Here is a 16,065-nt window from a genome sequence, read left to right as displayed (position 1 = left end):
CCCGGTGAGCCGCGCACGGGCCCCGGGCCGGGCACCCCTCAGCCCTGCGCCCCGTCCACCCGACGCATCGTGCCGGCCGGGTTCCCGGCCGGCGGGTCGACGGAGACGAAGCGGATCGTCCCGTCGGGCTGGAGGGTGAGCGTCTCCGTGTTGGAGCCGCCGGTGCAGGCGCCGGGGATCGAGGAGCGGACCAGCCGGGACTGGAACACCAGCTTGGTGGCGGAGGCCGACCTGAGCGTCCAGACGCCCTCGCAGCTGATCGAGATCAGCCCCGAGACGGCGTTGCGGCTGGTGACGCCCTCCTGGCCGACCGTCGTCGGCCGGACGGTGAGCGTGGTGGTCCCGGCGGGCAGTCCCTTGTCGGTGACCATGTCCCCGCTCCAGGTGCCGAGGAAGGCCGCGGGCACCGCGTTCGGCCCGTCCGTCCCGGGTGGCACCGCCCCCGGGACGGACGCCGTCGCGCTTGCCGGGACTCCGGAGGCCGGGGCCACCCCGGAGGCGAAGGTCCCGCTCGGCAGGGCCGCCGGGCCCGGATCGACGGACACCTCCGGCAGCGGCCCGGCCGACGACCCCGGCACCGCCGGTTCGGCCCGGTGCAGCCACCCGAACAGCCCGTACCCGCCGCCCCCGAGCACCGCGAGCGCCACCACGGCCGCCACCGCGGTCCGGGCCCGCCGCGGCCGCGCCTTCGCGGGTCCGTCCCAGACGCCCGCGCACAGCGGCTGGTGGGCCCCCTCCCCCTCCGATTCGCTCCCGGCCACGTGGGTCGGAGTCCGCACCACCTCGCCGACCCCCACCCCGGCCCCAACCCCGGCCGCCTCGCCCGGAGCCGTCTCCCCCGCCCCCTCCGCCGTCCCCGGCTCCCCGTCCAGGTCCAGCAGCTCCACCGCGCTGCGCCCTACCCCGGCCGCCAGCTCCGCCGGCAGCCAGCCGCCCCGCGCCAGCCGGGTGCCGGCCGTGCCGTCCGGATCCAGCCGGTCGCGCAGCTGCCGCGGGGTCGGCCGGGCGGCCGGGTCCTTAGCCAGGCAGTCGAGCACGGTCCTCCGCAGCGGCTCGGGCAGCCCGGCCACGTCCGGTTCCTCGTGCAGCACCCGGTAGAGCAGGACGGCCGCGCTGACCCCCTCGCCGAAGGGGTGCACGCCGGTGGCGGCGAAAGCGAGGACGGCGCCGAGCGAGAAGACGTCCCCGGCCGGCCCGACCGGCTGCCCGTTCGCCTGCTCGGGTGACATGAAGCCGGGCGAGCCGACCACGTAACCGGAACGGGTGAGGCCCCCGGCGGCGTCCAGGGCGCGGGCGATGCCGAAGTCGATCAGCCGCGGCCCGTCCAGGGTGAGCAGCACGTTGGAGGGCTTGACGTCCCGGTGCACCAGGCCGAGCCCGTGGACGTGGGCGAGCGCCTCGGTGAGCCCGACGCCGAGCGCGCGCACGGCCGGTTCGGGCAGCGGCCCGTACGACCGGACGGCGTCGCCGAGTGCGGGGCCGGCCACGTAGCCGGTGGCGACCCAGGGCTGCCCGCCCTCGGTGTCGGCGTCCAGCACGGGCGCGGTCCAGGCGCCGCCGACCCTTCGGGCGGCGGCCACCTCCTGCCGGAACCGGGCGCGGAACTCGGCGTCGTCCGCGAGCTCCGACCGCACCACCTTGACGGCGACGGTGCGCCCGCCGGACGTCCGGCCGAGGTAGACCCGGCCCATCCCGCCCGAGCCCAGCCGGCGCAGCAGCCGGTAGCCGCCCACCTGGCGGGGATCGTCCGACTCCAGTGCCCGCATTCCCGCACGCTCCCCTCGCCCGCTCGCCGGACCGGCCGTCAACCGCCGACAGCCGCCGACCGCCGGTCGCCGGCCGGCCACCGCCAACCGACAACCGGCCGCGCCTCGGTGCAGACCGTACCGGGCCGAGCGGACCCCTCTTACGCCCCCGGCGGCAACGCCCCCGCTCTTACGCCCCCGGCGGCAACTCCCCCAGCGGCAACTCCGCCGGCTCCAGCAGCCGCACCGCGACGTCCGGGGCGAACCCGCTGTCGTGCGCGACCCGCCGGGCGAACTCCGTGACGCCCGCGAGCTGCCGCTCGCCGAGCGAGAAGTCGAGCGCCTCGCTGAAGTACCGCTCCAGCACGTCCGCCCCGAAGGCCTCCCAGCGGGCGGCCTGCTCGGCGACCTTGGCGGCCTCCACCAGCGACAGGTCGCGGGACTCCAGGAAGGCCCGGTGCACCGCGGCGGTCAGCTCGGGGGCGCGCTCGGCGAACTCGCGCCGCACCGCCCAGACGGCGAAGACGAACGGCAGGCCGGTCCACTCCTTCCACATCTCGCCGAGGTCGTGGACGGTCAGCCCGAGGTCGGCGGCCTGCCCGAGGTAGGCGCGCAGGGCCGGGTCGCCGATCAGGACGGCGGCGTCGGCCTCGGCGAGCATCGCGCTGAGGTCCGGCGGGCAGCTGAAGTAGTCCGGGTGCACGCCCTCGCGCTCCTCCAGGAGCAGCCGGGCGAGCCGTACGGAGGTGCGGCTGGTGGAGCCGAGGGCGACCCGGCGGCCGTCGAGGTCGGCGAGCGGCACCTTGCTCACGATCAGGCACGACATCACGGGGCCGTCGCTGCCGACCGCGATGTCCGGCAGGACCAGCAGGTCGTCCGCGTTGCGCAGGTACTCCACGCAGGTGATGGGGCCGATGTCCAGGGCGCCGTCGACGAGCTGGTCGCTCAGCTTCTCGGGGGTGTCCTTGGTGAGGTCCAGGTCGAGCAGGTTGCCGGTCCTGGCGAGTCCCCAGTAGAGGGGGACGCAGTTCAGGAACTGGATGTGGCCGACCCGCGGCCTGACCGGGGTGTCCTGCCGGGGCTCCCGCGTCCGCGCGTCCGGTGTTCGTGCTTCCGGTGCTGCCACTGCGCCGCTCCCTTGCTGTTCGTGCCTCCACGCAGCGTATGCCCGCTGTTCGCGGTGGCTCGCACCGGCCGGACCCGACACGCCCTCACCCCTCCCGGAGCCGCCTCTCAACACCCGTTCCGGGCCTGACGACACGCGTCTTCCACGCGGTAAGTGACCTCTGGTCGTCACAGCGGCCGCATGCTAGCGTTGCCCTCAGTTGCAGTTTGATTCCCCTTGCAGTACTTGAAGCCTGCGGAGCATGTAACCGCAGGCTTTTTGTAGTTTTTCAGCAATATCGAAAAATTTCGGACACGTCCGGAGGCAGGGCGATCAGCGCAGCGGACCGGGCGCCACACGGTGTGGCCCCCGACACGCATCGCAAGGAGAACGGCATGGCCACGGGAACCGTCAAGTGGTTCAACGCTGAGAAGGGCTTCGGCTTCATCGCCCAGGAGGGCGGCGGCCCGGACGTCTTCGTTCACTACTCCGCCATCAATGCGAACGGCTTCCGTTCGCTGGAGGAGAACCAGGCGGTCACCTTCGACGTCACCCAGGGCCCGAAGGGCCCGCAGGCGGAGAACGTCACCGCTGTCTGACGATCCTCTGATGACCTGATCGCTCGGGACCCCGACGGGTCCACCGGCGGCTCCCGACAGCCGCCACCATGAGCACAAGAGCAGTACCCAAGGGGGCCCGCCCATCCGGCGGGCCCCCTGCCTTTTCGGAATCCGCGGCCCGATCCGCGAACCGACCCGCCGCCCGATCCGCGAACCCGCGGCCCGCCGGAAGTTCGGGCACGGATCGAGGAATGCGGAAAGGGCCCTCCCCCGTCGCCGGGGGAGGGCCCTTTCCGTCATGCCGATCGAACGACCCCTCTGACGTCCGATCGCACGTTCGACGACCTCAGACCGCGGCCGGGGTCGCCCGACCGGCGCCGACGGCCGGCTTCGCGTCCTCGTCGTACAGGTCCGCGGAGGGGTTGTTGTACGCGGCGACGTCCAGGATCTTCTCCCGGGCGGCGACCACGACCGGGACCACGACCTGGCCGGCGACGTTGGTCGCGGTGCGCATCATGTCCAGGATCGGGTCGATGGCGAGCAGCAGGCCGACGCCCTCCAGCGGCAGGCCCAGCGTGGACAGGGTCAGCGTCAGCATGACGATCGCACCGGTGAGGCCCGCGGTGGCGGCCGAACCGACCACCGAGACGAAGGCGATCAGGATGTAGTCCTTGATGCCCAGCTCGATGTTGTAGACCTGCGCGACGAAGATCGCGGCGACGGCCGGGTAGATCGCGGCGCAGCCGTCCATCTTGGTGGTGGCGCCGAACGGCACCGAGAAGGACGCGTACTCGCTCGGGACGCCGAGGCGCTCGGTGACGCGGCGGGTGACCGGCAGGGTGCCGACCGAGGAGCGGGAGACGAAGGCCAGCTGGATCGCGGGCCAGGCGCCCTTGAAGAAGTGCAGCGGGTTGAGCCCGGCGGCGAAGCGCAGCACCAGCGAGTAGACGACGAACAGCACCAGGGCGCAGCCGAGGTAGATGTCCAGGGTCAGCGTGGCGAAGGGCTTCAGCAGGTCCCAGCCGTACTTGGCGACGGACTTGCCGATCAGGCCGAGGGTGCCGAGCGGGGAGAGCCGGATGACCCACCACAGCGCGGTCTGGGTCAGCTCCAGCACGGACTCGCTGAGCTTGAGGACCGGCTCGGCCTTGGCGCCGAGCTTGATGATCGCCGCGCCGACCACGACCGCCAGGAAGACGATCTGGAGCACGTTCACCTTGGCGAAGGAGTCGACGATATTGGTCGGGAAGATCCCGGTCAGGAAGTCGATCCAGGTGCCCTTGGAGTCGAGCGCCTTGAGGCCCTCGGTCTTCAGGTCGGTGCCCTCGCCCGGGTTGGTCAGCAGGCCCAGACCCAGGCCGATGCCGACCGCGATCAGCGAGGTGATCATGAACCAGAGCAGCGTGCGGGTGGCCAGGCGGGCCGCGTTGGTCACGTTGCGCAGGTTGGCGACGCTCACCACGATCGCGGTGAACACCAGCGGCGGGACGGCCAGCTTGAGCAGCTGGACGAAGATCTTGCCGATCGTCTCCAGGGTGGTGGCCAGCCAGGAGATCTCGGCGGTGCGGGCCAGGTAGCCGAGGCCGACGCCGAGCACGAGGCCGGCGACGATCTGCACCCAGAAGGGCGTCTTGCGGATGCGGGCGAGCACGGACGGCGACGAGGTCGCCTCGGGCGCTGTGGACATGGGGGAGCGTCTCCGGGGGAGGGCGTTGCTGACGGTGAGGTGTGGGGTGGGGCAGGCGGCACGGCGCGGGGCCGGACGGAGGCGTCGGGCCCCCGGTCAGGGGCGTGCCGCCGCGGTACAGCTCAGGGCAGTAAGGCGCACGGCGCGACAACGGCGCGGGCTGTCCACAGCACCGGCCAGAGCACACGGGCGGGCGGCGCCGGGCAGCTGGCCCGGGCCGTTCATCCGCAGTGTGTCTGAGGCTGTCATGGCCGATACGTTAGCAGCAAAGGTTTGAGATGTTCAAAGTACTTGTTTGAGATCACAGGGAGTCCCTCCCCATCCGGGGCCCGCCGTGAACCCGCGATCCGGGCACGAACGAAGCTGACGCCCCATCAGTCCAACCAGGCGGCCCGATTGACCGTTGAGTGGTTATACGTATAACTTTGACGACGTCCCCGCCCCCGCCTGCCCACCCGGAGAGGATCCCGATGGGCTACCTCGCCCTGCTCCGTGCCCCGCACGTCACCCGTCTGCTGCTCGGCACCCTGCTCGGCCGGCTGCCCGCCGGCATGACCGCCCTCGTCATCGCCCTCGCCCTGCGCGACGCCGGGGTGACGTACGGCCGGGTCGGCCTGGCCACCTCCGCCTACGCGATCGCCGCCGCCGTCGGCGGGCCGGTGCTCGGCCGGATCGTGGACCGCACCGGACAGCCGCGCGTCCTGCTCGCCTCCGCCGTGGTGGCCGGCGGCGGGTACGCGCTGCTCGCCCTCGCCCCCGGCTCCGCGCTCGCCGCACCGGTCGGCGCCGCGATCGCCGGTCTCGCCATGCCCCCGCTGGAGCCCTGCCTGCGCTCGCTCTGGCCGGACGTGGTCGAGGAGGAACAGCTCGACACCGCGTACGCCTTCGACTCCGCGTCCCAGCAGATCCTGTACGTGGCCGGGCCGCTGGCCGTCGCCGCCATCTCCGGGCTGTTCAGCCCGGTCGCCGCGCTCTGGGTGGCCGCCGGGCTCGGACTCGTCGGCGCACTGGTCGTGGCCACCGCCGGGCCCGCCCGGGCCTGGCGCGCCCCGGCGCGGGAGCAGTCCGCCGGACTGCTCGGACCGCTGCGCTCCCCCGGGCTGGTGCTGCTCCTGGTCGGACTGGCCGGGGCCGGCTGGGCGGTCGGCGCCCAGAACGTGCTGTTCATCGCCTACGCCGAGCAGCACGTCGGCTCCCTGCCCGGCGGCGGAGGCACCCTGCTGGCGCTGGCGGCGCTCGGCGGCCTGCTCGGCGCCCTCGCCTACGGCGCGGTCAAGTGGCGGCGGACCACGGCCACCCGGACCTGGATGATGGCCCTCGCGATGGCCGCCTCCTACCTGCCGCTGCTCGCCCTGCCCGGCCCCTACCCGATGGCCGCGCTGGCCTTCCTCTCCGGGATCATGCTGGCCCCGCTGCTGGCGGCCGCGTTCGTGCTGGTCGCCGAACTGGCTCCGACCGGCACCGTCACCGAGGCCTTCGCCTGGCTGGTGACGCTGTTCGCCACCGGCAACTCGCTCGGCTACGCCGTCTCCGGCAAGCTCGCCGAGGACTCGCTGCGCCCGGTGGCGCTGTGCGCGGCGGGCGGGATCGCGCTCGGCGGGCTGCTGCTGTTCGGCGCCCGGCGCTGGTTCCACCCGGTGCCGCTCGCCCCTGCCGCGCAGCCCGTCCCGGTGGGCTGACCCACCCCGTGAACGACCGCGCCCGCCGGTGGTCTGGCCGGCGGGCGCGGTCCCCTCGTCCACCCGACTGCGGGTGTTCAGCTGCGGCGGCCCCGACGGCGCCGGGCGACCACCGTGAGCAGCGCGCCGAAGCCCGGGGCGACGGCACCGGGCACGGCCGGCTGCGGGCCGGGCCCGCAGCAGCGGGCTGCCGGTGGGGTCGGGGGCGGTGCGGACGGAGCCGTTCCGCGCACCCGGAGCTGACGCGCCGTGGTCAGCGCGTCGAAGCCGTAGCGGCCGGAGCGGTAGCGGCCGGAGCGGTAGCGGCCGGAGCCGTGGAGGAGCGCAGCACCAGCGAGGTGGCCAGCGGCGCGACCGGCGCCACCCGCTCCCCGCGCAGCAGGGCCGCCAGCGCGGCCGCGCCCGCCCGGCCCAGCTCCTCACCGGGCAGGTCGACGGTGGTCAGCGGCGGGGCGAGCAGCGCGGCCACCGCGACGTTGTCCATGCCGACCACCGACAGGTCCTCCGGCACCCGCAACCCCAGCTCGGCGGCGGCCTGGTAGACCCCGGAGGCGACCACGTCGTCGTCGCAGACCACCGCGCGCGGCCGGTCCGCCCGCTCCAGCAGTCGGCCCGCCACGGACCGGGCGGCCCGGTGCCCGTCGTTCAGGCTCACACCCAACTCCACGACGTCCAGGTCGAGTTCACGAACCGCCTGCTCGAAGGCGGCCTGCCGGACCCGGAAGGTGTACGCGGCGTGGCTGGACCGCAGCCGACCGATCCGGCGGTGGCCGAGCGCGGCCAGGTGCTCGACCGCGGCGCGCATCCCGCCGGCCACGTCCAGTTCGACGGTCGGACGCGCCCGGTCGGTGCCCGGGTCGGCGTCCAGGAAGACCGCGGGGGTGTCGGCGGGCAGTTCGCCGAGCTGGCTGTCGTCCGGCGAGCAGATCAGCAGGCCGTCGAAGCGGCCGGCGGTGGCGGCCTCGGCGAGGGTGGCGCTGCCCCAGCCGGAACTGACCACCACGGCCAGGCCGTTGCGGCCGGCCTCCTCGTGGACACCCTCCAGCACCCGGCCGAAGAACGGGCCCTGGAGGTTCGGCACGGCCAGCAGGATCATCCCGCTGCGGCCGAGCCGCAGCTGCCGGCCGGCCGCCTGCGGGCGGTAGCCGAGGCTGCGGGCGGCCTCCCGGACCCTCCCGCGGGTGGCCTCGGAGACCCGTCGGCCGGCCTCGGCGCCGGAGAAGACCAGGGAGACGGTGGCCTGGGAGACCCCGGCGAGCCGGGCCACGTCCCGCCCGGTGGGCCGGCGGACGGGGGCCGGCCAGGTGCCGGAAACCCCCTCCACGGGCGGCTGCTCGGCGGGTGCCACCTCGGCGGGCGGCTGCTCGGACGACGGCTCCGGCGACGGCTCGGACGGCACGGAGTCCCGGGTGGCGGACACGGCGGCTGCGCTCGTGGGCGGGGCCGGGGTCAGCCCTGGCCGGCGGTGGCCGCGCGGGCGGCGTCGTCGGCGGCGTCCTCCTCGGCGTTCTGCGCGGCGATCCGCTCCGCCGTACGGCTGCGCATCCCGGAGACCTTGCCGCTGATCTGCGCGGACATCGCGTCGCGCTGCTTGCTCAGCAGCGCGTAGCTGAGCGGCGCGGAGGCGACCGCGGCCAGCAGGAACAGGAAGATCATGCCGGCCTCACCACTGACCGGGATGATCTGGAAGTGCCCGAGCAGCAGGGCCACCAGCAGGCAGCCGAGGAAGATGCTGACCCGCATGGAGGTGTAGCGGAGCGTGGCGTGCGACTTCTCCGGGCCGTTGCTGGTCACTCGACACATCCTTCTTCTTGCGCTGGGGCGGGTCCTCCAGTCAAGCATGCCTGACAGGGCGGGAGGGGCACGGGTCACCCGATCCGGCCCGGCCGACCCGCCCACCCGGCCCGGCCGACCCGCCCGGGCGGGTCTCAGCGCAGATCGAGCCACATGGTGATGTCGTCCCGGTCGTCCCCGGGGGCGACCCGGATCGCGGCCGGCACCCGGCCGACCTCCCGGTAGCCGCCGCGGGCGTAGAACCGCTCCAGTCCCAGGCCGCCGCGCGCGGTGAGCCGCAGCGACTCCAGGCCCCACGCCCGGGCCACCCGCTCGGCCTCGGCCAGCAGTCGGGCGCCGTGGCCGCGGCCCTGGAAGTCGGGGTGCACCATGACCCGCTTGAGCATCCGCCAGTGCTCCATCGGGCCGAACCGCATCGACTCGAAGAACAGCACCCCGACCAGCCGGCCCGTCGCGCTCTCGTGCGCGACCAGCAGCCGGTCCGGGCCGTCCGGCTCGACCCCGGCGAACTGGTGGTCGGCGGTGTCCCAGACCTCCTCCTCAGTGACCGGCGCCAGGAATCCGACCGCCCCGCCGGCGTTGGTGACGTCCGCCCACAGCCGGACGATGTCCGTCCGCAGGTCGGGGTCGAGCTTGGGGTCCAGGGTGAAGGTGAGCGCCATGGAGCGGAGCCTAGACCTCCGGTACGACGGTCCTACCGGAAGGCCCGGGCGGACCAGCAGGCCCGGGCGGACCGGGCGGACCAGCAGGCCCGGGCGGACCGGCACCGCCCCCACCTGCGGAGCGCCGACCCTCACGGCAGGGCCGGCACCGCCCCGTCGGACCGCCCGCTGCGCAGCGCCAGGCAGAGCCCGACCGCGACCGCGCACAGCGCGCCGGCGCCGTACCAGGTGAGGTCGTAGTTGCCGAGCGCGTCCCGGGCCAGTCCGGCCAGTCCGGCGACGACGGCCGCGCCGATCTGGTGGGCGGCGAGCACCCAGCCGAAGACGATCGGGGCGTCCTCGCCGAAGTGCCGGCGGCAGAGCGCGACGGTCGGCGGCACGGTGGCCACCCAGTCCAGCCCGTAGAAGATCACGAAGGCGAGGATCGGCGGCTGGAGCGAGCCGGCCAGCAGCTGCGGCAGCAGGAGCAGGGACAGGCCGCGCAGCCCGTAGTAGACGGTCAGCAGCAGCCGGGAGTCGACCCGGTCGGTGAGCCAGCCGCTGAAGACGGTGCCGAGCACGTCGAACACGCCGATCAGGGCGAGCAGGCTCGCGGCGGTGGTGACCGGCATGCCGTGGTCGTGCGCGGCCGGGATGAAGTGGGTGCCGACCAGGCCGGCGGTGGTGGCGCCGCAGATCGCGAAGGAGCCGGCCAGCAGCCAGAACGCCCGGCTGCGGGCGGCGTTCCGCAGCACCCGCAGCGAGCGGGCCAGGGCGCGGCCGTTGGCGGCCGGCGCGGGCGGGGCCTCGGTCGCGCCGTACGGGAGCAGGCCCAGGTCGGCGGGCCGCTCGCGCATCAGCAGCAGGACCGGGACGGCGACGGCGCTGGCCGCGAGCGAGACCACGACCACCGCCGAGCGCCAGCCGTGCTGCTCGACCAGCCAGGCGCCGACCGGGAGGAAGACCAGGTTGCCCGCCGCTCCGGCGGCGGTCAGCACCCCGGTGACCAGACCCTGGCGGGCCTGGAACCAGCGGCCGGTGATGGTGGTGGCGAAGGCGCCGGCCATCGAGCCGCTGCCGAGGCCGACCAGCACGCCCCAGCAGAGCACCAGTTGCCAGGGCTCGCGCATCAGCATGGTCAGCCCGGCGCCGACCGAGATGGTCAGCAGCGCGCAGACCACCACCAGCCGCACGCCGAAACGGTCCATCAGGGCGGCGGCGAAGGGGGCGGTCAGGCCGTAGAGCGTCAGGTTGACGGAGGTGGCGCTGGAGATCGTCCCGAGCGACCAGCCGAACTCGTTGTGCAGGGCGTCCATCATCAGGCTCGGCGTGGAGCGGAAGCCGGCCGAGCCGAGCAGGACGAGCAGGGAGACGGCGGCCACCACCCAGGCGTAGTGCACCCGGGGGCGCTTGGCCGGGGCGGGCGGTCCGGAGCGGGACGTGGGGGCGAGGGCGCTGCGTTCGGTCACGCGGACGAGTGTTCCGGGCCGGCCGGAGCGGGACGAGTGGCCTGAATGACAGCTTTCGCAAGAATCGGGCCAGGAGCGGCGGTACGCTGGCCCGACCCCACCCCGAATCCACCCGCACCCCGAGGGACGGCATGGCACACCTGGTCGCGGTACTCGCCCTGGAGGGCGTGATCGCCTTCGAACTCGGCATCCCCGCCCGCATCTTCGGCGGCGCCAAGGACCCGGCCGGGCAGCCGCTGTACGAGGTGGCCACCTGCACCCTGGACGGACGGCCGGTCACCACCAGCGCCGACTTCCGGATCATGGTCGACCACGGGTCCGAACTCCTGGAGCGCGCCGACACGGTGCTGATCCCGGCCTCCTCCGACTCCAGCCCGGCCGTCGCCGACGCCTGCTTCACCTCGGAGCTGGCCGCCGCCCTGGCCCGGATCCGGCCCGGCACCCGGCTGATGTCGATCTGCACCGGCTCCTTCATCCTGGCCGCCGCCGGGCTGCTGGACGGCCGCCCGGCCACCACCCACTGGCGCTACACCGAGCACTTCGCCCGGCTGTTCCCCCGGGTGCGGCTGGACCCAGACGTGCTCTACACCGACGACGGCGACGTCCTCACCTCCGGCGGGGTGGCCGCCGGGGTGGACCTGTGCCTGCACGTGGTGCGCCGCGACCACGGCAGCGCGGTGGCCAACGCGGTGGCCCGCAACTGCCTGGTGCCGCCGTGGCGCGAGGGCGGCCAGAAGCAGTACGTGGAGGCCCCGAGTCCGGTGGACGCCGACGACAGCGGCACCGCCGCGGTGCGCGCCTGGGCCCTGGAGCACCTGGACCGGCCGCTGGCGCTGCGGCAGCTCGCCGACCGGGCGGGGATGAGCGTACGGACCTTCACCCGGCGCTTCCGCGAGGAGACCGGTGCCAGCCCCGGCCAGTGGATCACCACCCAGCGCACCGAGCGGGCCCGCCAGTTGCTGGAGCGGACCGACCTGACGATCGACCAGGTCGCCCGGGAGTCCGGTTTCGGCACCGCCGCCTCGCTGCGGCTGCAGCTGCGCGGCCGGCTCGACGTGGCGCCGAGCGCCTACCGGCGCACCTTTCGCACCCTCCCCGAGAGCCGCACCCTCCCCGAGAGCCGCACGCTCCCCGAAAGCCCTGTCCGGAGCGCTTCCTGAGCGTTCCCCGGGCATCGGCCGACCGGTGGCCGGATCTCGCCGCTCGCGGGCGGCGCATTGGATGGCGGCAGGCCGCGCGCGCCCCGAGCACGGCACGGCAGGCCGCCATCCAATCGCGGCGCGCAAGCCCTGAACCCGCGCCACACCCTCCGCACTCGCCAAGGAGCGGCCCGCGACCGGCCGTCCGCGATCCCCCCTGCTGGCACGAATCCCCTGGACAGCAGCACCGCGGCGGTGGACGGACGTCCCCTCGGCGTCCCCTCGCAACGGAGCGCCGCACCCAAGCGTGATCAGTCGGATACGTCACGTCAATGGGTAGTCCGAAATTCGGAATGGTTGCGTCACCTTTCGGCCGGTGATCGGCGCCGGTGATCGGCACGGTCCGACGGCCGCCGCGAAAGCCGCTATTGCGCCAAAGCCGCCCAGTCCACGTCCGCCAGCGGATCGGCCGGGCGGGCGTCGCTGCCGATCTCGCACCAGACCCGCTTGCCCGATCCGTCCGGGTACCAGCCCCAGCGCTCGCAGAGCAGCTCGACCAGCTCCAGGCCGCGCCCGTTGGTCGCGTCCTCGTCCGCGCCCGCGTGCCGCGGGGCCGGGGCGACCCGGCTCGCGTCGGCCACCTCCACCCGCAGCGGGGCGGCCGGCCCGTCCTGCGGCGCGTCCCCGGCCACCGGCAGGCAGAGCCGCAGCACGGCCGGACAGCCGGTGTGCACCACGGCGTTGGTCACCAGCTCCGAGACCACCAGCACCACCGTCTCGGCCATCGGCGCGTCCGGGTCCACCCCGTGGTTCAGCAGCCGCGAGCGCACCCACCGGCGGGCCCGCCCGACCTCGGCGGGGTCGGCCTCCACCGCCAGCTGTACCTGAAGAACCTGCACCGCTCCACCACCTGCACTCGCAGTTCGGCCTTAGTCCCGATCGGGCCGGTCCGGCCGGCGGGCCCCGGCCCGTCGTCCGGCGCCACCCGAGCCGTACCCGGGCGCCCGCCCGGTCCGCCCGCCCGCGCCCACTCGTCCGCGCCGGCTCGTCGGTCGGTCACCGGCCGCGACACGAATACGCCTCAGGATGGGCGGGGGGACGGACAGCAGCAAGCGCTTCGGGCATATTCCGGCGATCGGGCGACAGGGCAGTGCATACTGTCCCGCTCACTCTCGCGAGCCTCGCACCGGTGATCGTCCGGCCCGGGCCGCCCGGCCGGTCCCGCAGTCGGGAACCTACCGCCGCGCGCCCCGCCCACCCCGGCCGCCACTCGCGAACCACCCGTGCGACATATGTCCATCGGCGCTCGAACAGCGGCCCCGGCGGGCGGCGGACGGCAAGCGGCGGACGACGGACGACGGCCCGATCCGGACCCGACGGAGCGGGCCGGGAGCTCCGCGCCGGGCGGCACTTCCACGAGGACGGCGATCCGTGGGGAACGGTTCCGTTCTTGCCGGAATCGCCCCCGGCGCCGCCCGGCCGCAAGATACCGTTGGGTACGCCAGCGAACCCGGTCAGGAGGGTGGTTCCCGATGGCCACCCCGGAGCGGCCCCCGCGCTGGGACGAGCAGTTGCAACGCCGCCTCGCCCGCGGCGAGGAGACGGCGCTCGGCGAACTCTACGACCAGCTCGCGCCGATGGTGCACGGCCTGGCCGGGCGGATACTGGCCGACCAGGCCGCCGCCACCCAGCTCACCCGGGAGATCTTCGCCCATGTCTGGGAGCACCCCGAGGACTTCGACCCCGCCCGCGGCACCCTGCGCTCCTGGCTCGGCGCGCTGACCCACCACCGCGCGGTCGAACGGCTGCGGGCGCGCCGGGCCGCCGAGCCCGCGCCCGGCGCGGAGGCCGAGATCCGTGCCGTGGCCACCGCCGCGCGGATGCAGTACGTGGTCGACTCCCTGCCCCGACCCCTGCGTGAGACCATCGCGGTGACCTACTACGACGGCCGCACCTACCGCGAGACGGCCCGGCTGCTCGGCATCAGCGAACAGGCCGCCAAGCAGCGGATGCGGCTCGGTCTGGAGCTGCTGGCCACCGAACTGGCCGACGAACGCGCCCGCCAGGACGGAACCGGCGGGCACGGGCCGGGGACGGGAACGGGGAGACGTGAGCAGCACTGAGGAGCGGCACGACGCCCTGCGCTCGCTGCTCGGCGCGTGGGCCCTCGGTGCCTGTCCGGCCCGCGAGGCCGCCGAGTTGGAGCAGCACCTGCGCGGCTGCCGGGAGTGCGCCGAGGAGGCGTCCCGGCTGCGCGAGGCGGCCGGCTGGCTCTCCCTGGACGAGCCGCTGGACCAGCCCGGCCCGCTGCGCCAGCAGGTGCTCGACTGGTGCCTGGCCCGCCGCCCGGCCGAACTGCCCGTCCCCGCGTGGGGCGTGCCGTACACGGCGGAGACCGCCAAGCTCGACGCGCTGCTGCGCGACCTCGGCCCGGAGGAGTGGCAGGAGGTGGCCGAACTGCCGTGGCACGGCGGCACCGAGCGGCTGCGCCCGGCCGAGGTGCTGGGCCATCTGACCGCGGTGGACGGCTTCCTGGCGATGGCGCTCGGCCTGCCCGACCCGGTGCCGGCCGCCCCCGGCCCGCCCGCCGCACCGGCCGGGCGGCGGGTGCCGCCGCAGGAGCCGGCCGCCGGACCGGCCGTGCCGAGGGTCCCGCCGCAGGGCGGCCCGTACACCGCGATCAGCGCGCGCACCGCCCGGCTGATCGCCGACCAGGACGGCCTGGCCCCGCAGTCGGTGCGCTCCCGCTGGCGGCGGCAGGCCCACGACCTGGTGCGCGGCGCCGCGCTCGCGCCGCAGGGCAACACCCCGGTCGACTACGGCTTCGCGGTGCTGCCGCTGCGCGACGCCTTCGTGGACCGCGCCTTCGAGTGCTTCGTGCACGGCGAGGACGTGGCCCGGGCGGTCGCCTACCCGTACGATCCGCCGGCGCCGCAGCACCTGCGGCAGATGGTGGAGCTGGTGGTCCGGCTGCTCCCCCGGGCGCTGGCCGGGCTGCGCGCCGCCCGGCCCGAGCACGCCGGGGCGCCGGGCGCGTCGGCGGGCGGGCCCCGGACGGCTCGGCGGGTGCGGCTGATGGTCGACGGCCCGGCGGGCGGCGAGTGGCTGGTCAGCCTGGACGGCGACGACCGTCCCGGCGCCGCCGACGGCTCACCCGCAGGGAACGGCGGCGGCGAGCCGGTGGCCTCGATGGTGCTGGACGGCCTGGAGCTGTGCCAGCTGGCCGCCGCCCACCGCGACCCGGACCGGCTGCCGGTCGGCGAGCACGGCGACCGCGCCGCGGTCCGCGAGGTGCTGCACGCGCTCCCGCTGCTCTCCCGGCCGTAGCCGGCGTCTCCTAGGCGAAGACGACCGTACGGGTCCCGTCCAGCAGCACCCGGTGCTCGCTGTGCCACTTCACCGCGCGGGCCAGCGCCTGGCACTCGACGTCCCGGCCGAGCGCGACCAGCTGGTCGGGGCTGACGTCGTGGGTGACCCGGGCCACCTCCTGCTCGATGATCGGGCCCTCGTCCAGGTCGGCGGTGACGTAGTGCGCGGTGGCACCGATCAGCTTCACGCCGCGCGCGTGCGCCTGGTGGTACGGCTTGGCGCCCTTGAAGCTCGGCAGGAAGGAGTGGTGGATGTTGATCACGCGGCCGGACAGCTCGGTGCACAGCTGGTCGGAGAGCACCTGCATGTAGCGGGCCAGCACGACCAGTTCGACGTTCTCCTTGGCGACCAGGTCGAGCAGCTGCCGCTCGGCCTCGGCCTTGGTGTCCTTGGTGACCGGGATGTGGTGGAAGGGGACGCCGTAGCTCTCGGTCAGGTCCCGCAGGTCGGTGTGGTTGGAGACCACCGCGGCGATCTCCACCGGCAGGGCGCCGATCCGGGTGCGGTAGAGCAGGTCGTTCAGGCAGTGCCCGAACCTGCTGACCATGAGGACGATCCGCATCCGCTCCTCGGTCGGGTGGATCTGCCAGTCCATCCCGAAGGAGGCGCCGATCGCGGCGAAGCTGGCCCGCAGCTTGTCGGCGGTGACCGGCTCGGGGGCGGAGAAGTGCACCCGCATGAAGAAGAGCCCGCTGTCCGCGTCCCCGAACTGCTGGCTGTCGATGATGTTGCAGCCGGTCATGAAGAGGTAGCTGGAGACAGCGTGGACGATGCCCTGCTTGTCGGGGCAGGACAGCGTGAGGACGTACTGGGCGCTGGCCGGCTGCTGTTCCACTGGGGGTGTTCCGTTCTGAGGTCGTGACGTGCGTGGATGGTC

General features: G+C 74.5%; 14 protein-coding genes. 5 read left to right on the top strand and 9 right to left on the bottom strand.

Annotated elements, in window-relative coordinates; genetic code table 11:
• Window positions 1–38: 38 nt before the first annotated feature.
• The gene (locus ACIQI7_RS34900; protein ID WP_401117893.1) at window positions 39–1,766 is read right to left on the bottom strand and encodes a protein kinase; all 1,728 of its coding nucleotides are present in this window, start codon (window positions 1,764–1,766) and stop codon (window positions 39–41) included.
• A 169-nt stretch (window positions 1,767–1,935) separates the two neighbouring features.
• Entirely contained in the window at window positions 1,936–2,787 is an 852-nt protein-coding gene (locus tag ACIQI7_RS34895) for a menaquinone biosynthetic enzyme MqnA/MqnD family protein (RefSeq protein WP_401117963.1), read from the bottom strand.
• A gap of 458 nt (window positions 2,788–3,245) precedes the next feature.
• Here ACIQI7_RS34895 and ACIQI7_RS34890 point away from each other — a divergent pair, with 458 nt between their 5' ends.
• On the top strand, window positions 3,246–3,449 hold the full coding sequence (locus ACIQI7_RS34890) for a cold-shock protein (protein ID WP_045692393.1): 204 nt from the start codon (window positions 3,246–3,248) through the stop codon (window positions 3,447–3,449).
• A 307-nt stretch (window positions 3,450–3,756) separates the two neighbouring features.
• On the opposite strand, the gene ACIQI7_RS34885 is transcribed toward ACIQI7_RS34890, so the two are convergent.
• A complete protein-coding gene (locus ACIQI7_RS34885; protein WP_401117891.1) occupies window positions 3,757–5,097 on the bottom strand; it encodes a dicarboxylate/amino acid:cation symporter in 1,341 nt (446 codons plus the stop codon).
• Between the two features lie 470 nt (window positions 5,098–5,567).
• On the opposite strand from ACIQI7_RS34885, the gene ACIQI7_RS34880 reads away from it, so the two are divergent.
• The gene (locus ACIQI7_RS34880) at window positions 5,568–6,776 is read left to right on the top strand and encodes an MFS transporter (RefSeq protein ID WP_401117889.1); all 1,209 of its coding nucleotides are present in this window, start codon (window positions 5,568–5,570) and stop codon (window positions 6,774–6,776) included.
• Between the two features lie 253 nt (window positions 6,777–7,029).
• Here the strand turns inward: ACIQI7_RS34880 and ACIQI7_RS34875 are convergent, their stop codons facing one another.
• From ACIQI7_RS34875 to ACIQI7_RS34860, 4 genes are all read right to left on the bottom strand, one after another.
• Entirely contained in the window at window positions 7,030–8,196 is a 1,167-nt protein-coding gene (locus ACIQI7_RS34875; RefSeq protein WP_401117887.1) for a LacI family DNA-binding transcriptional regulator, read from the bottom strand.
• 29 nt (window positions 8,197–8,225) lie between these two features.
• A complete protein-coding gene (locus ACIQI7_RS34870) occupies window positions 8,226–8,570 on the bottom strand; it encodes a DUF4229 domain-containing protein (RefSeq protein WP_387759979.1) in 345 nt (114 codons plus the stop codon).
• A 134-nt stretch (window positions 8,571–8,704) separates the two neighbouring features.
• Window positions 8,705–9,232 carry a GNAT family N-acetyltransferase gene (locus ACIQI7_RS34865; RefSeq protein WP_401117884.1) on the bottom strand — a complete coding sequence of 176 codons (528 nt, stop codon included), beginning with the start codon at window positions 9,230–9,232 and terminating at the stop codon, window positions 8,705–8,707.
• Between the two features lie 131 nt (window positions 9,233–9,363).
• Window positions 9,364–10,680, bottom strand: a complete 1,317-nt coding sequence (locus ACIQI7_RS34860; protein WP_401117882.1) for an MFS transporter — start codon at window positions 10,678–10,680, stop codon at window positions 9,364–9,366.
• Between the two features lie 131 nt (window positions 10,681–10,811).
• On the opposite strand from ACIQI7_RS34860, the gene ACIQI7_RS34855 reads away from it, so the two are divergent.
• A complete protein-coding gene (locus ACIQI7_RS34855; RefSeq protein ID WP_401117880.1) occupies window positions 10,812–11,840 on the top strand; it encodes a GlxA family transcriptional regulator in 1,029 nt (342 codons plus the stop codon).
• A gap of 404 nt (window positions 11,841–12,244) precedes the next feature.
• On the opposite strand, the gene ACIQI7_RS34850 is transcribed toward ACIQI7_RS34855, so the two are convergent.
• A complete protein-coding gene (locus tag ACIQI7_RS34850) occupies window positions 12,245–12,718 on the bottom strand; it encodes an ATP-binding protein (protein ID WP_401117877.1) in 474 nt (157 codons plus the stop codon).
• A gap of 633 nt (window positions 12,719–13,351) precedes the next feature.
• Here ACIQI7_RS34850 and ACIQI7_RS34845 point away from each other — a divergent pair.
• Complete coding sequence (locus ACIQI7_RS34845; RefSeq protein ID WP_401117875.1) at window positions 13,352–13,942, top strand: sigma-70 family RNA polymerase sigma factor; 591 nt, start codon at window positions 13,352–13,354, stop codon at window positions 13,940–13,942.
• Window positions 13,929–15,146: a zf-HC2 domain-containing protein gene (locus ACIQI7_RS34840; protein WP_401117873.1), complete on the top strand. Its 1,218-nt coding sequence runs from the start codon at window positions 13,929–13,931 to the stop codon at window positions 15,144–15,146. Before ACIQI7_RS34845 ends, ACIQI7_RS34840 begins: the two co-directional genes overlap by 14 nt.
• Window positions 15,147–15,156: 10 nt before the next feature.
• On the opposite strand, the gene purU is transcribed toward ACIQI7_RS34840, so the two are convergent.
• The gene (gene purU, locus ACIQI7_RS34835; RefSeq protein ID WP_387759968.1) at window positions 15,157–16,023 is read right to left on the bottom strand and encodes a formyltetrahydrofolate deformylase; all 867 of its coding nucleotides are present in this window, start codon (window positions 16,021–16,023) and stop codon (window positions 15,157–15,159) included.
• Window positions 16,024–16,065: the final 42 nt, after the last annotated feature.

It is taken from the genome of Kitasatospora sp. NPDC092039 (assembly GCF_044756065.1).
Classification (GTDB): domain Bacteria; phylum Actinomycetota; class Actinomycetes; order Streptomycetales; family Streptomycetaceae; genus Kitasatospora.
This window is presented reverse-complemented; position numbering and strand designations above follow the sequence as displayed.